This window comes from Rhodococcus sp. IEGM 1341 (assembly GCF_030056895.1).
In the GTDB taxonomy this organism is placed as follows: domain Bacteria; phylum Actinomycetota; class Actinomycetes; order Mycobacteriales; family Mycobacteriaceae; genus Rhodococcoides.
Genome location: NZ_JASHKV010000014.1, coordinates 1 through 15638 on the forward strand (window position 1 = coordinate 1; position 15638 = coordinate 15638).

The window sequence follows — 15638 nt, forward strand, 5'->3', positions numbered from 1 at the left end:
GTCCGTCGCTCTGACTCGACAAAAGTTACGCCACCAACCACACCAACGCAAATCGGCAGGTCGACCCATGCTCTCGGCGTATTCGCGCAGCTCGGCCCCGGGGCGTCGGGTCATCGCGCCCACTACACGCTCCAGGGTGCGCGTGTGATGCCAGCCACAGTCCGAACCTTCACTGCGGCAACATCGTTCACCCCCGAGTCGCGTTCCGGCGCACACCGTCCACGTGCTCCGGCACCGCAATGTCCCCCGCGAGATCTGCGGCAGGTTCGGCGTCGCCGAGCGCCTCCCACACCGGAACAACTCCGGCCCATACGTCTCCCCGCTCGATGTCGAGGTCGTCGTCGACCGGTCCACCTGACCGCGACTTCACCGATGCCTCGTACATCGAAAGCGCCAGAACCGCGGTGGCTGCAAGCTCTTTCCGAGTATGTGAACGCAGGTGAATGCTTCTTCCGGGGACCACCTGGTCGACGATCGCGTCCAATGCTCGAATCCGTTCGTCGGTGTCCTCCACTCGGCGAGGTCGTCCGACCACGACGGCGCTTCGATAGTTCATCGAATGATGAAATGCCGATCGAGCCAGGACGAGCCCGTCGACGACAGTCGCAGTGACGCAGATGTCCTGATCCGGAGCGTCGATCATGCTGCGTGATGCCACTGATCCATGCAGATACAGCGTGCCTTCCCTGTCCGGACCGGCGGGATCCACGCCGAACACGGTAGGTACGACGCGCGGCACTCCATCCACGATCACGCCGATGTGGCATATGCGCGCCGAGCGCAGTACGTCGAGCAACGCTGCGCGTTCGAGGCCGGCGCGATGCCTCCCCCGCATCACTACCGTTCGCGCTGTCGGGGAAAGAGGCACGTCGTCGACTGTCATGGTTTCCAGGATGCGGGACGAGTGGCCTTTCGTCATGGTCCAATAGAGCTGCTTTTGTTCAGGCCACTTCGACGCGGATACCGAAAGAGACCACAACCCCATGCTCCCGATCTCCCTGTCGATCACCCTCGATCGCGCCGACGCTCGGACGTTGCCCGTCCAACTGGCGGATCGCATCCGGTCCGCAATCGACGACGGAGACCTGCAGCCCGATTCTCGATTACCCAGCACCCGAGCACTTTCCGTCGATCTTGGCATCGCGCGTGCAGTCGTGGAGAAGGCTTACGAACAGCTTGTCGCAGAAGGTTGGCTCGATGCCCGACGCGGTTCGGGTAACTATGTCCGACGCATCCCCCGCGCACCTCGATCGATTGCGATGGCGTCGAGCGCACACACCACACCACGAACACCCCCGCGGATATCTCTCCGTCCGGGAATCCCGTGGACTCCGCCCTCGGCATCCGATGCCTGGAAGCGCGCGTGGCGCGACGTCGGCGGCACACCGCCTCCCGGCGACTATCCCGATTCCGCCGGCACGCTCGAACTGAGGACTCGCGTCGCCGATCTACTCCGCCGCGCCCGCGGGCTGCACACCACACCGGCGTCGATCGTGATCACGACGGGCAGCATTCACGGCCTCGACCTGGCCCTGGGTGCGCTTTCCGCTGCCGAGTCGGTCGAACACGTTCTGGCACTGGAGAATCCAGGCTACAAATCCGCCGCTGCGCTCGCGACGCATCGCGGGTGGTCCTTGCACGACGTCCCCGTCGACCGCGATGGCCTGATCGTCGAACAACTCGACTCGACTCCCCCACGAACACCGGCCGTGTACGTCACGCCGTCGCATCAATATCCGACCGGCGCATTCATGCCCATCGGCCGTCGACGCGCGCTGGCGGACTGGGCTCGCAGCAACGATTCCATCATCATCGAGGACGACTACGACTCCGAATTCCGTTACGGCGTAGCACCTTTGCCCACCGTAGCCGAATTGGCACCCGACCGGACCGTGTACCTCGGCACCGTATCCAAGACCCTCGGCGCCGGGGTTCGTCTCGGCTGGATGGTTGCGCCTGAGTCGATGGTCGACCGCATCTCGACAATGCGCCGCGCGATCGTCGATCATCCCTCGGTTCCCGTCCAGCATGCGATGACGTCCATCTTGCGCGACGGCGAATGGGACAGAGCCGTCCGAACGGCCCGGCGGCTCTATCGAGCCCGCGACCGCCTGGTCGCGGCCGCGCTGGCCAGGTTCGGCGAACTTCGCGGAGTCGGAGCCGGCCTGCATACCGTGTTGATACTCGACACTGCCGCAGCGCGCGACGTCGCTACCTCTTGCGCCGCGAGGGGCGTGGACGTACCGACGCTCGAACACTCGACCCGCTCGCACACAGCCCGGGGTGGGATCGTCGTCGGATACGGGTCCGCCTCCAACGACGAATTGGACTATGCGATAAGCATATTGGTCGAGGCGCTGGAAGCTGTGCTACTCAGCTGACCCGCTCGATGCTGCCACCGAGTGCACTCAGGTTCTCCACGAATCGCGGATAACCGCGATCGATGTGGAAGACGTCGTGCACCTCCGTCGTACCGTCGGCCACCAGTCCCGCGAGAACCAAGCCGGCCCCGGCCCGAATATCGGAGGACCACACCGGTGCGCTGGACAGCTGTGGCACACCGCGAACCACGGCGTGGTGGCCGTCGGTGCGCGCGTCGGCCCCGAGCCTGATCATCTCCTCGACGAACCGGAATCGTGCCTCGAAGACGTTTTCGGTGATCATCGACGTACCGTCCGCGACTGTCGCAAGTCCGATTGCCATCGGCTGCAGGTCGGTCGGGAACCCCGGATACGGAAGCGTCGCAAAATTGACCGCTCGCGGTCGCTCGTGTTGCACGACGCGGAAGCCGTCGGGCTCGCTGGTGACCTCGGCGCCTGCGGACCTCAATTTGTCCAGCACCAACGACAGGTGCTTGGGGTTCACACCGCGGACTCGCACGTCCCCACGAGTCATGGCAGCGGCGATTCCCCACGTGGCGGCGACGATGCGATCGCCGATCACCCGATGGGTCGTCGGCTTCAGCGCGCTCACACCACGAATGGTCAAAGTCGAGGTGCCTGCACCTCGGACGTCGGCACCCATCTCGTTCAGCATGTTGCATACGTCGACGATGTCCGGCTCACGCGCGGCGTTGTCGATCACCGTCTCCCCGGTGGCCAGGACTGCGGCCATCAAGATGTTCTCAGTGGCACCGACGGACGGAAACGCCAGTCTGATGTTCGCGCCGCGCAATTCGTCTGCTTCCGCAACGACACATCCGTGTTGGATCTCGCTGCGTGCCCCGAGCAATTGAAGACCGGACTGATGCATGTCGAGGGGACGCGACCCGATCGCGTCTCCGCCCGGCAGTGCGACGACAGCTCTCTTGCACCGCGCAACCAGCGGCCCCAGCACGCACACCGAAGCTCGGAACTGGCGAACCGCCGCGAAATCGGCGTGATACTTCGGCATGGCCGGAGTGGTGATGTGAACGACCGATCCCTCCAACTCGACCTCACAGCCGAGCCCGCGCAACACCTCCGCCATCAGTGGCACGTCCAGGATGTCGGGGCAGTTGGTGATCGTGCTGGTGCCCTCTGCCAGCAGCGCTGCCGCCATCAATTTGAGGACGCTGTTCTTCGCACCACCGACCGCCACCTCACCGACGAGGCGATTTCCACCGTTGACCAAAAAGCGTTCACTCACCTCGACAGCGTAGCCAGCGGGACCGGCCGACACCCGCGCGGTACCGTAGCGCGCATGGCCGTCCACCTCACCCGCATCTATACGAGAACCGGCGACGACGGGACCACCGGGCTGAGTGATTTCTCGAGGGTGTCCAAGAACGACGAACGACTTGTTGCCTACGCGGACTGCGACGAGACCAACGCGAGTCTCGGTGTGGTTCTCGCCCTCGGCAACCCGCCCGAATCGGTTCATTCGGTGATCCGCACCATCCAGAGCGATCTCTTCGACGCGGGGGCCGATCTGTCGACTCCGGTCGTCGAGAATCCGCAGTACCCGCCTCTGCGCATCGATCAGAGCTACGTCGACCGGCTCGAAGGCTGGTGCGACGAGTTCAACAAGGATCTCCCCGCACTGACGTCGTTCATTCTGCCGGGCGGAACGCCGCTGGGAGCGTTGCTACACGTGTCGCGAACGGTGGCCCGACGGGCGGAGCGGTCGGCATGGGCTGCGGTGCACGCGAGCCCGGAAACAACGAGTGCATTGCCGGCGAAATACCTCAACCGGCTCTCGGATCTGCTGTTCATTCTGAGCCGATACGCCAACCCCGAGGGCGACGTCCAGTGGGTTCCCGGGTCGAGCCGCGCTTCGAGCGACCCGACTACCGGCGACAGCTGATCAGGCCGCCGGTCGGCGGCGACGCGATCGGCCGGAGGGACGAGATTCGACCCAGGACAGGAAAGCGGTCAACGCACTTCTGTCGAGGGCGATCTCGAAATACTTACCATTGTCGGACAGTTCCAACACGGCGATGTCCGGTGTCATGATGTCGAACTCGGTGTCTCGTGGGGCTCGTCGATCACCCACGTGAATGTCCTGCCTACCCAGCCGATGATCGGGGCCGGGGCGAAGACTGGACAGCTTGAAGAAAACGAGAGTGTTGTCTCCGTACCGAATGATGCCGTGACGCCAACCGGCACCACCGTCCGTCGGCAACACCCGCATGATCGCGGCGGTTCCCCCGCGCCGTAGAACCATCAGACGGTACGCAAAAGCCGCGACGAGCCCTGCGAGCAGCACAACCAGAATGATCAGAACAATCAATCCGTAGTGCATCGCAGGTCTCGTCGCGGCTTCTCGTGAACCTAGGACCGCTCGACAGCGCGGACACGACCCTTGGCCACAGCAATGGCCTCGAGGTCGTCGCCGTTCTCTGCCACTACAGCCCGTGCCGCCTCGACATCGATGTCGTCGGCGAAATCGGCCGATTCTGCCAGCACGGTGACCGTCTTGCCGGTCACCGACAGGAATCCACCGTGGACGGCTGCGATGAGCTTTTCGCCGTCCGTGGTCGTGATCGACACCGTGCCGCCCTCGATCAACTGCCCGAGGACAGGCTCGTGGCCCAGCATGATGCCGATCTCACCTTCGGTGGTCTGAGCGCTGACAATGGTCGCGGTACCGGACCACAGCTTTTGCTCCACAGCGACCAGGGAGACCTCCATGCCGCTCTTCTCGGAAGAAGTCACGTCGGTCTACTTTCCGGCCATCTTCTTCGCGGCTGCCTCGACATCGTCGAGACCACCACAGCTGTTGAAGGCCTGCTCGGGAAGGTGGTCGTACTCACCCTTGGTGACCTTGTCGAATGCCTCGATGGTGTCGGAGAGCGACACGACCGAACCGGCCTCGCCGGTGAACTTCTCGGCAACGATGAAGTTCTGGCCGAGGAACTTCTGGAGGCGGCGTGCACGGCCGACCAGAACCTTGTCCTCTTCCTGAAGCTCGTCCATACCGAGGATGGCGATGATGTCCTGCAGCTCCTTGTACTTCTGCAGGATCCGCTTGACCTCGTTGGCGACGCGGAAGTGCTCCGCACCGACGATGCCGGGCTCGAGGATGCGCGAGGTGGAGCTCAGCGGGTCCACAGCGGGGTAGATACCCATCTGCGAAATCGGACGCGAGAGCTCAGTCGTCGCATCGAGGTGCGCGAACGTCGTGGCCGGAGCCGGGTCGGTGTAGTCGTCGGCGGGAACGTAGATCGCCTGCAGCGAGGTGATCGAGCGTCCACGGGTCGAGGTGATTCGCTCCTGGAGCTCACCCATCTCGTCCGCCAGCGTGGGCTGGTAACCGACGGCCGACGGCATACGACCGAGAAGGGTCGACACCTCCGAACCTGCCTGCGTGAAGCGGAAGATGTTGTCGATGAACAGAAGAACGTCCTGTCCCTGAACATCGCGGAAGTACTCCGCCATGGTCAGTGCCGACAACGCCACGCGCATACGCGTGCCGGGCGGCTCGTCCATCTGGCCGAAGACGAGGGCGGTGTCCTGGAGGACGCCCATCTCTTCCATCTCGAGGTGAAGGTCGGTGCCTTCACGGGTGCGCTCTCCGACTCCTGCGAACACCGAGGTGCCCGAGAACTCGCGTGCGATACGGGTGATCATTTCCTGGATCAGAACGGTCTTGCCGACACCGGCACCACCGAACAGACCGATCTTTCCGCCCTTGACGTACGGGGTCAGGAGGTCGATGACCTTGATGCCGGTCTCGAGGATCTCGGTCTTGCCCTCGAGCTGATCGAAGGCTGGTGGCTTGCGGTGGATGCCCCACTGCTCGCCGTCGCGGCCGAGTCCGGGGGTGTCCAGGCAGTCGCCAAGGGCGTTGAACACGTGGCCCTTGACGACGTCACCGACGGGAACCGAGATCGGCTTGCCCGAGTCGATGACTGCAGTGCCGCGGACGAGTCCGTCGGTGGGCTGCATCGAGATGGTGCGAACCAAGTTGTCACCGAGGTGCTGTGCAACCTCGAGCGTCAGGGTCTTGGCCACGGTCGGCAGAGTGATCTCTGCGTTGAGGGCGTTGAACAGTGCGGGAATCGAGCCGCGCGGGAACTCGACGTCCACAACGGGGCCGATGACCCGAACGACACGGCCGGACTGAGTGTCCGCTCCGCTCGCGTTCTCTTGGGCTACTGCTGCGGTCATTGCTTAGTCACTTCCTGCGCTGTCGGCCAACGCGTTGGCGCCACCGACGATTTCGCTGATTTCCTGGGTGATCTGGGCCTGCCGAGCCTGGTTGGCCTGACGGCTCAAGGTCTCGACCAATTCGTTCGCGTTGTCCGTCGCTGCCTTCATGGCGGTACGACGCGCCGCGGACTCCGACGCTGCTGCATCGAGCAACGACGCATAGATCCTGGTGCTGATGTACTTGGGCAGCAGCGCCGAGAGCAGAGTTCCCGCTTCCGGCTCGAACTCGTACTGTGCCTGCACATCTGCGGTCGGTGAGTCGCTCAGCGCATCCGCACCCATCTCGAATTCCTCGTCTGTGTACGAGATTTCGAGCGGTGCCATACGGCGAACTTCGGGCTTCTGCGTGAGCATCGACACGAAGCGGGTGTAAACGATGTGCAACTCGTCCACGCCCTCGACGGTGCCTTCACCGTTGGGAGCCTCGACCTCGGTGCCCGAGCCGGCCATGAACAGTTCGACCAGGTGCCTACTGGCCTTGGCCGCGTCGGCGTATCCGGGCTCCTGAGAGAAGCCCGTCCAGGCACCCTTCACGTCCCGCTCACGGAATGTGTAGTAGCCCAGGCCTTTTGCGCCGAGGACATAGATGACCGGATCCTTGCCCTGGGAGCGGAGCAGCTGGAACAGCTCCTCCGTCTCCTTGAGCACGTTGGAGTTGTAGCCGCCGCACATACCGCGGTCGCTGGTCACGACCAGAACCGCGGCACGCTTGGGCTCGGGTCGCTCGTTGAGCAACGGGTGATCGAGCGAGCTCGATGCACTCGCCAACGCGGAGAGCACCTTGGTGATCTCTTCCGCATACGGCTTCGATGCGGCAACGCGGGCCTGAGCCTTGGTGATTCGCGATGTCGCGATCAACTCTTGTGCCTTGGTGATCTTCTTGGTCGAGTTGACCGACTTGATGCGGGAGCGAAGCTCGAGAATGCTTGCCATCTAGCTGTTCACGCTCCCTTCTGTGCTCGTCTTGGCATCTGTCATCGCAGGCCTACTTGCTGACTGTCTTGCGAGTGACGTTGACCTGCTCCTGGCTGACCTCGTCGGCGTTCAGTTTGTCTGCCTCGGCCTCGTTGACGACGCGGTTGCCGTCCGAGTCGACGAATCCGGCCTTGAACTTCTCGGTCGCCTCGGTCAGTGCCTTCTGGTTGTCCTCGTCGAGAGCCTTGCCACCGGCAATGCTGTCGTAGACGCCGCTGGCGTTGCGGTGCAGGTCCTCGAGCAGCTCGGTCTCGAAGCGACGCACGTCGCCGACGGGAACCGAGTCGTACGTTCCCTGCCCTGCGAGCCAGATCGAGACGATCTGATCTTCGACGGCAACCGGGGCGTACTGATCCTGCTTGAGCAGCTCGACCAGACGTGCGCCGCGCTCGAGCTGAGCCTTGGAGGCCGCGTCGAGGTCGGACGCGAACGCAGAGAAGGCTTCCAGCTCGCGGAACTGCGCGAGCTCGAGGCGAAGAGATCCGGAGACCTTCTTCATGCCCTTGGTCTGTGCCGCGCCGCCGACTCGGGACACCGAGATACCGACGTTGATCGCGGGACGGACGCCCTTGTTGAACAGGTCCGACTCCAGGAAGACCTGGCCGTCGGTGATGGAGATGACGTTGGTCGGGATGTACGCCGAGACGTCGTTGGCCTTGGTCTCGATGATCGGCAAAGCCGTCAACGATCCGCCACCGAGCTCGTCGGACAGCTTCGCCGAACGCTCCAGCAGACGGGAGTGCAAGTAGAAGACGTCACCGGGGTATGCCTCGCGGCCCGGCGGACGACGCAGCAGCAGCGAGATGGCGCGGTACGCCTCGGCCTGCTTGGTCAGGTCGTCGAACACGATGAGGACGTGCTTGCCCTGGTACATCCAGTGCTGGCCGATGGCCGAGCCGGTGTACGGGGCGAGCCACTTGAAGCCGGCCGAATCGGACGCGGGAGCCGCGACGATGGTCGTGTATTCGAGTGCGCCCTGCTCTTCGAGTGCAGCCTTGACGCCTGCGATCGTCGAGCCCTTCTGGCCGATGGCGACGTAGATGCAGCGAACCTGCTTCTTCTCGTCGCCGCTCTCCCAGTTGGCCTTCTGGTTCAGGATCGCGTCGATGCAGACCGCGGTCTTGCCGGTCTTGCGGTCGCCGATGATGAGCTGACGCTGGCCGCGGCCGATCGGGGTCATGGCGTCGATCGCCTTGATACCGGTCTGCAGCGGCTCCTCGACGGGCTGACGCTCGAGCACCGAGGCAGCCTGCAGTTCGAGGGCGCGGGTCTCGGAGGACTCGATGTCGCCGAGGCCGTCGATGGGCTTGCCCAGGGGGTCCACGACGCGGCCGAGGTAGCCGTCGCCCACGGGGACCGACAGCACGTCTCCGGTGCGCTTGACTTCCTGGCCTTCTTCGATGTGCTCGTAGTCACCGAGGATGACGGCACCGATTTCGGTGGCATCCAGGTTCAGCGCGACACCGAGGACTCCGCCGGGGAATTCCAGGAGTTCGTTGGACATCGCCGACGGCAATCCGGACACGTGAGCGATTCCGTCGCTCGTGTCCGTAACCGTGCCGACCTCCTCGCGGGAAGACTCCGGTGAGTAGCTCGCGGTGAAGTTATCGATCGCGCTACGGATCTCGTCGGAGGAGATCGTCAGCTCCGCCATAGTGTTTCCTGCTCTTCCTTCAAATGATCGCGGGGTGAAATGTCTCGAAAGTCGAGACGCTTCTTCTCGTTACTGTGTCCGTGTCGGACTATTTGAGCGTCTTTCGCAATGCAGCGAGGCGGCCTGCCCCGCTACCGTCGATGACCTCGTCGCCGATACGAACGACAAGTCCGCTGAGCAGTTCGGTATCGACCTCTACATGCACCGTGACCTGCTTGCCGTACGTGCGGGTCAAGGTGGCCGTCAGCTTCTCGAGCTGACTGTCGCTCAGTGGTGCTGCGCTGCGGACGTGGGCAACCGCGCGGTCGCGCTGCTCGGCGGCCAGATCGGCCAGTCCGTTCAGTACGTCGGCGGGAGCAGCCTTTCGCGGACGCGTCACAGCCTGAACTGCAAGCGCCTCGGTGACCGCGGTGACCTTGCCGTAGAGCAGGCGACCGAGCAGTTCACGCTTGGCCTGCGCGGGCTTCGAGCGATCCGAGAGGGCCTGCTCGAGCTGCGGGTTTCCTGCCACGATCCGCCCGAGGCGGAACAGCTCGTCCTCGACCGTGTCCAACTGATCCTGATCGGCCGCGGCGCGAAGCAGAGCTTCACGTCCCAGCTCGACCAGCGAGTTCAGCAGGTCGCGAGCGGTGGACCAGCTTTCGCCGGCAGCGGCCTTGACGATCGTCGCCGTTGCACTCGACACCTGGCCGGAGAAGACCTCTCCGGCCAGATCGCTTCGCCGAACGCCCTCGACCGACGAGTCGGCGAGAGCGGTACGCAACGTGCGCTGCGCGTCGAGGGTCTCGACGACGGCGAACAACTCGGCACCGGTCTGAGCAGCGACGGCTGTTGCCTCGCCTGCCGACGCGGACCCCAGAGCTTCGTGGGCAACCGACCGCGTGCGGGCGAGTGCCTCACGAGAAGTTGCGTACATGGTTCGACTCACTTTCCGGATGCGGAGTCCGCGGTGACGGAATCCAACTCGTTGAGGAAGCGATCGATCGAACTGGAACGCTTCGCGTCGTCGGACAACTGCTCTCCGATGACCTTCTCAGCGAGTTCGACGGCCGTGCGTCCCAGATCTCCCCGAAGTTCGGTGACGATCTGCTGACGCTGAGCAACGAGCTGATTGTGACCTGCGGCCACGATCCGGTCGCTTTCTTCCTGCGCCTTTTCCTTCATCTCGGCGAGAATCGCCTGCCCCTGGGTACGCGCTTCCTCACGGATCTGCGCGGCCTCGGAACGGGCGTCGGCCAGCTGAGCGTGGTACTGCTCGAGAGCAGCCTTGGCTTCTGCCTGTGCCTCTTCGGCCTTCTTGATTCCGCCTTCGATGAGCTCGGAACGCTCAGCGAGAACCTTGGTGAAGCGCGGCACCACGTACTTCCAGAAGAGGAAGCCGATTGCCGCGACACAGACGATCGACCAAACGATGTCGTAGGTTGCGGGCAGAAGAGGGTTGTACTCCTCCCCCTCCGCCGCCAGCAACGTAATCGCGTTTGTCATCGCGCTCTCAGAGAATGAAGCCGGCGACGAGGCCGATCAGGGCGAGGGACTCGGTGAATGCGATGCCGAGGAACATGGTGGTACGGAGCTGACCGGCCAGCTCGGGCTGACGAGCGGTTGCTTCCATGTTCTTGGCGACGACGAGGCCGAGGCCGATGCCGCCGCCGATGGCTGCGAGGCCGTAGCCGATGGCGCCGTATCCGCTTGCGGTGATTTCCTGCGCCTGGGCCAGAACTTCAAGGCTCATTGGGTTTTCCGTTCCCTTTCTTCGGTCCACATCCGGGTGTCGGAGGTGGCGGTGTAGCTGGTTCGGTCAGTTGGTCGGTCAGTGCGAGTCGGCGTGCAGCGACAGATCGATGTAGATCGCCGTGAGCAGCGCGAAGATGTAGGCCTGGAGGAAGATCACCAGCATCTCGAACATCGTGAACAGGAAGCCCATGATGAGCGAGGGTGCTGCGAAGATCTTCAGCCCGGCCGACGCCTCGAAGAGGAAGAACTGGGTCGCGCTGAAGAACAGCACGAGCATGATGTGGCCGGCCAGCATGTTGGCGAGCAGACGCACCGTCAGTGTGAACGGACGGAGTACGAAGTTCGAGACGAACTCCAGCGGGATCAGCAGCACGTGCATCGCCGGCGGAATGCCCGGGATGACGATGGTGCCCTTGACGAACTTCCCGACACCGAACTTCTTGACACCTGCGTAGATGAACGCGACGTACGCGACCGCAGCGAGCACGATCGGTAGACCGATGCGGGCATTCGACGAGATGTTCAGAAACGGAATGACAGCGCTCGCGTTCACCGCGAACACCGTGAAGAAGATGGTCATGATGACGGGCAGGAATCGACGACCCTGTTCTTTACCGAGCACATCTTCTGCGACGTGGATCCGAACGAAATCGAGAGCGATCTCGCCGACGTTCTGAAGACCACGCGGAACGATCTTCGGGCTGCGGAGGGCAACCACCATGAAGATGATCAGAATCGCCGACATCAGGATGCGGATGAGCATCAGCCTGTCGAGCTCGAACGGGGTCCCCTCGAACAGCACCGCGGGAGGAAAGAAATCGGATAGTGACGGCGGACTGTATTCCGCAGCCAGGGTGGTGACGCTCAGCGGTCTCTCCCGTGTTCGGGCCGCAGCCGGGTAACGACTGCGGTTCGATCGGACAATGACGATCTATCAAGTCGACGAAAATCGGCTCGCAATCGTCAGAGGCTGAGGCCCGGTCTTCATCGGCCAAGCGTCTGTCGGGTGTCGGCGACTCACGTCGACTCGGCAACTCTCAGGGCGGAACCTTACGTTGCCGAAGTCGATGACTCCGGGCCTACTGTAAGGAAGCTCACGCTGACTGCTACCTGCGGGGGTCCAGTCCAGGGAAAAAGTCTCTTTCGTCCCAGTCTTGCCCACCGCTTGATGCAAACTTTATCAACAGAACTACGACGTTGTGTAGGCGGCCCTCAGCTTAACCGATTACGACAGGCTGTCGTACTACCGATCGTCGGTCTTGTCCTCGGTGGGAACGCTGTCCACGTAGGCGACTTTCGTCTTGACGACCCCGAAGACCTCCGCACCGAGCACGACCACGAGCGCTCCCAGAATCGTCAGCCCCAAGGAATACCGGTTGTAGAAGTCGGCGTCCTTGAGTGCGACCAACACGATCAGCGCGATCACCATCTTCACCAACCAACCGCCGAGAAGCAGTGCTCCGACTGCCGAGGCCGGAAAACGCGTGGTGAGCGCCACCGACAACGCCGTCGTGATGACGAAGCCTCCGCCGATGGCAACACCGATGAGGGATCCCCACAGACCAGGTGTTCCGGCCGCCGCGACGGCGATTCCGACGCTCACCACCGTGAGCACCACCAGTCCGATGAGTCCGTATCGAACCGCGGCGCGAAGCGGGGCGAATTGGTCGGGCATGGACTGCGGAGTGAAGGTCACAGTTGTCGAGGGTACCCAGCACGCGTCCGCGAACAGCCGACAGGATCAGCCGCCCCGTCGAACGCTTCGCGGTTCCGAGCCCTGCGATCGGTCCACCCGCAGCGTCGGCACAGCAGTGACGACCAGCGCGAACACCAGACCTGCGGCAACCAGAAGCACCACTATTCGGCGGTCCAGCAGAGACGACCCGACCGCCCCGAAGGCGAGGACACCGACCCACAGGTAGATCACCAGCACCACCCGGCGATGCGAATGTCCGATCTGCAGCAACCGATGATGCAGGTGCATCTTGTCGGGGCTGAAAGGACTCCGTCCGGCCCGGGTCCGGCGAATGACAGCCAGCAGCAGGTCGAGGATCGGAATGAGCATCACGGCTCCGACCAGCAGAAGCGGCGACAGCAGACCCAGCAGATCGCGTGGGCCGTACGCCGTCAACGGGATCCGCCCGGAGGCACTGGTCGAGATGGTGGCAAGCGTCAGACCGATGAGCATCGATCCCGAATCGCCCATGAAGATGCGAGCGGGCTGAAAGTTGTGCGGCAGAAACCCCAGGCACGCGCCTGCCAATGCCGCCGCGATCAGCGCCGGTGGGTAGACACCGACGTCGCCGCCCTGCTCCTGCAGCAACCCCACCGAGAAGATGCAGATCGCCACCGAGGAGATGAGCCCCAGACCGGCCGCCAGCCCGTCGAGTCCGTCGACGAAGTTCATCGCATTGACGATCACGACGGTGATCAGAACGGTCACCAGTCCGGCTTGCAGTTGGTCGAGCACCAGGGTGCTGCCGGGTTGACCGGGCTCGCCTCCCCACGGCTGGTACAGCACGACCCAGCTCACGCCCATGATGACGAGGACCCCGGCCGCCGTCACCTGGCCGACGAACTTGGTCAGGGCATCCAGACCCCATCGGTCGTCGATGACGCCGACCAGCACGATCACGAAGCCGGCAACCAGTGCGGCCGGAATGTCGCGGTTGTAGGCGACGTCGAATCCGCGAGCCAGTGCAGGCAGCTGTGACGCGAAGAGCAACGCAGCCAGCATCCCCACGTAGATGCCCACTCCCCCGAGCCTCGGGGTGGCCTGCACGTGGACGTCACGATCACGGGGAACCGCGACGGCACCGAACTTGACGGCCGCCACACGAACACCGCCGGTGGCGAAGAACGTGACCACCGCTGCGGTGAGGAACACCAGGAGCAGTTCGCGAATCGGTACGCCTGCACCCAGATTCGACTGAGCGAGCACGTCGACACTTTCGTCAAGGATGCCTCCCCGAGTGACGCTCATGCGCGGAGGCGTGCGGGATGGACAGCCATGTCAGGACGCTCCCGGGACCAGGCTTTCGGCGGTGACACCGAGAACCTCGGCAATCTTCTCGGTGGGAATGGCACCGACCCGCAGAATTCGTGCTCGATCGCTTGTCAGATCGATGATGGTCGACGCCACCGCGTGGTCGGCCGGTCCCCCGTCCAGGTACACCGCGGCCGAGCCGCCGAGCTGATCTCGTGCCTCCATCACGGTGGTGGCGGGTGGACTGCCGGAGATGTTGGCGCTGGACACTGCGAGCGGGCCGACCTCACGCAGCAGCTCGAGCGCGACAGGGTGCAGCGGCATCCGCAACATGACGGTGCCCTGGGCGTCGCCCAGATCCCAGGCCAAGGACGGAGCCTGCTGCACGACGATGCTCAGCGCACCGGGCCAGAAGGCACGAATCAAATCTCGGGTGCGTGGCCGGACACTCTGAACCAAGCCGTCGATGGTGTTCCAGGAGCCGACGAGCACGGGAACCGGCATATCGCGGCCCCTGCCCTTGGCGCGCAGCAGATCCGTGACAGCGCTGCCGTCGAATGCATCGGCTGCAATTCCGTACAGGGTGTCGGTAGGCATGACGACCAGTCGGCCGGATTTGAGGGCACCGCGGGCAGCGGTCAATCCAGCAGTGCGCGCGTCGGCTTCACGGCAGTCGTAGACGGTACTCACGGCACCTATCCTTCCACTTTCGATAACGAAGTGATGTCAGGTGTCGCCCGCCTGCCGTTCCCGTCGTCAGGCCTGGGCCGGGTGCGCCCGTGCGGCGACGACGAACCGGGGCCTACCCGACAGATCCGGATGTGCGGTGACCTCGGTGAACACTCGTCGCCGAGACAGCAGCGCCACCACCTCGCCGCCATTGGAGTCGTCGTGTTCGATAGCGACGCCGCCGCCGATCCGAAGCCAGCGGGCGATGTTGCCGATCATCGGTTCGATGACGGACAGTCCGTCCGAACCGCCGAACAGCGCCATGTGCGGATCGTGATCGATCACTTCGGGATCGAGGTCTGCCCCCTCCGGGATATAGGGCGGGTTTGCGACGATCATGTCGACAGCGCCGTCGAGTTCGGTCAACAGATCTCGTGCCGTGACGTCGCCGTGGTGCAGCGTGATCGGGGTATCGCCGTGGCCGCTGCACAGGTCGGCATTGCGCCGGGCCCATGCCAACGCCGACGGGTCGAGCTCGACGGCGTGGACGACGGCATCGGGCCGGGCGTTGGCGATCGCCAGTGCCAGTGCCCCCGAGCCCGTGCACAGATCGAGAATCACCGGCGGATGGTGGTCGACGTTTTCGAGGAACGCGAGTGCCCAGGCCAACAACAGTTCGGTTTCCGGCCGGGGTACAAACACGCCCGGCCCTACTTCGACGTCGATGTTGCCCAGGGAGGTCGTTCCCGTGATGTATTGCAGCGGAATACGTTTCGCGCGCTGCTCGACGGTTCGGAAGTACGCCTCGACGACCTCGGGTTCGACGAGAGGAACCAGACCGAGACGGCCGCGGTCCACGCCGACGAGGTGTGCGGCGAGCAGTTCCGCATCGACCCGTGGGCTCGGCACACCGGCAGCGTCGAGCATCGACGTTGCTTCGAGGATGGCCAGGCGTAACGGCTTGCGGCTCATTCGAACAGCCTGCCAC

The 15638-nt window shown here is 63.8% G+C and carries 17 protein-coding genes; 2 read left to right on the forward strand and 15 right to left on the reverse strand.

The genetic code is table 11. The annotated features are described in order from the left end of the window. Positions 1-187: 187 nt before the first annotated feature. Positions 188-883: a pyridoxamine 5'-phosphate oxidase family protein gene (locus QM615_RS21410; RefSeq protein ID WP_149408021.1), complete on the reverse strand. Its 696-nt coding sequence runs from the start codon at positions 881-883 to the stop codon at positions 188-190. Between the two features lie 100 nt (positions 884-983). On the opposite strand from QM615_RS21410, the gene pdxR reads away from it, so the two are divergent. Then, the gene (gene pdxR / locus QM615_RS21415) at positions 984-2381 is read left to right on the forward strand and encodes a MocR-like pyridoxine biosynthesis transcription factor PdxR (RefSeq protein WP_149408022.1); all 1398 of its coding nucleotides are present in this window, start codon (positions 984-986) and stop codon (positions 2379-2381) included. Here pdxR and murA read toward each other — a convergent pair. Continuing rightward, positions 2374-3627, reverse strand: coding sequence for a UDP-N-acetylglucosamine 1-carboxyvinyltransferase (murA, locus tag QM615_RS21420; RefSeq protein ID WP_094614651.1), 1254 nt, complete (start codon positions 3625-3627; stop codon positions 2374-2376). The genes pdxR and murA overlap by 8 nt on opposite strands. A gap of 54 nt (positions 3628-3681) precedes the next feature. On the opposite strand from murA, the gene QM615_RS21425 reads away from it, so the two are divergent. After that, positions 3682-4284 carry a cob(I)yrinic acid a,c-diamide adenosyltransferase gene (locus QM615_RS21425; protein WP_149408023.1) on the forward strand — a complete coding sequence of 201 codons (603 nt, stop codon included), beginning with the start codon at positions 3682-3684 and terminating at the stop codon, positions 4282-4284. On the opposite strand, the gene QM615_RS21430 is transcribed toward QM615_RS21425, so the two are convergent. The 13 genes from QM615_RS21430 to prmC form a co-directional block, all read right to left on the reverse strand. Continuing rightward, positions 4285-4722: a DUF2550 domain-containing protein gene (locus QM615_RS21430; protein WP_068048245.1), complete on the reverse strand. Its 438-nt coding sequence runs from the start codon at positions 4720-4722 to the stop codon at positions 4285-4287. Positions 4723-4751: 29 nt separating this feature from the next. Continuing rightward, positions 4752-5111 carry a F0F1 ATP synthase subunit epsilon gene (locus QM615_RS21435; protein WP_037193376.1) on the reverse strand — a complete coding sequence of 120 codons (360 nt, stop codon included), beginning with the start codon at positions 5109-5111 and terminating at the stop codon, positions 4752-4754. 30 nt (positions 5112-5141) lie between these two features. Beyond that, on the reverse strand, positions 5142-6590 hold the full coding sequence (atpD, locus tag QM615_RS21440) for a F0F1 ATP synthase subunit beta (protein WP_094638681.1): 1449 nt from the start codon (positions 6588-6590) through the stop codon (positions 5142-5144). Between the two features lie 3 nt (positions 6591-6593). Next, entirely contained in the window at positions 6594-7565 is a 972-nt protein-coding gene (locus tag QM615_RS21445; protein WP_149408024.1) for a F0F1 ATP synthase subunit gamma, read from the reverse strand. A 52-nt stretch (positions 7566-7617) separates the two neighbouring features. Next, entirely contained in the window at positions 7618-9261 is a 1644-nt protein-coding gene (gene atpA, locus QM615_RS21450; RefSeq protein ID WP_283347896.1) for a F0F1 ATP synthase subunit alpha, read from the reverse strand. 88 nt (positions 9262-9349) lie between these two features. Then, a complete protein-coding gene (locus tag QM615_RS21455; RefSeq protein WP_149408026.1) occupies positions 9350-10177 on the reverse strand; it encodes a F0F1 ATP synthase subunit delta in 828 nt (275 codons plus the stop codon). An 8-nt stretch (positions 10178-10185) separates the two neighbouring features. Then, on the reverse strand, positions 10186-10746 hold the full coding sequence (locus tag QM615_RS21460) for a F0F1 ATP synthase subunit B (protein WP_032393521.1): 561 nt from the start codon (positions 10744-10746) through the stop codon (positions 10186-10188). 7 nt (positions 10747-10753) lie between these two features. Continuing rightward, complete coding sequence (locus QM615_RS21465; protein ID WP_008715092.1) at positions 10754-10993, reverse strand: ATP synthase F0 subunit C; 240 nt, start codon at positions 10991-10993, stop codon at positions 10754-10756. 78 nt (positions 10994-11071) lie between these two features. Then, positions 11072-11848 (reverse strand): F0F1 ATP synthase subunit A, encoded by a 777-nt coding sequence (gene atpB, locus QM615_RS21470; RefSeq protein WP_094632788.1) that lies wholly within the window; start codon positions 11846-11848, stop codon positions 11072-11074. 390 nt (positions 11849-12238) lie between these two features. Further along, a complete protein-coding gene (locus QM615_RS21475; RefSeq protein ID WP_188078865.1) occupies positions 12239-12670 on the reverse strand; it encodes a Cg1360 family ATP-synthase-associated protein in 432 nt (143 codons plus the stop codon). Between the two features lie 66 nt (positions 12671-12736). Then, on the reverse strand, positions 12737-13978 hold the full coding sequence (locus QM615_RS21480) for a glycosyltransferase family 4 protein (RefSeq protein WP_149408028.1): 1242 nt from the start codon (positions 13976-13978) through the stop codon (positions 12737-12739). Between the two features lie 30 nt (positions 13979-14008). Then, positions 14009-14671, reverse strand: a complete 663-nt coding sequence (locus tag QM615_RS21485; protein WP_149408029.1) for an L-threonylcarbamoyladenylate synthase — start codon at positions 14669-14671, stop codon at positions 14009-14011. 66 nt (positions 14672-14737) lie between these two features. Further along, a complete protein-coding gene (gene prmC, locus QM615_RS21490) occupies positions 14738-15622 on the reverse strand; it encodes a peptide chain release factor N(5)-glutamine methyltransferase (RefSeq protein WP_149408030.1) in 885 nt (294 codons plus the stop codon). Positions 15623-15638 lie beyond the last annotated feature (16 nt).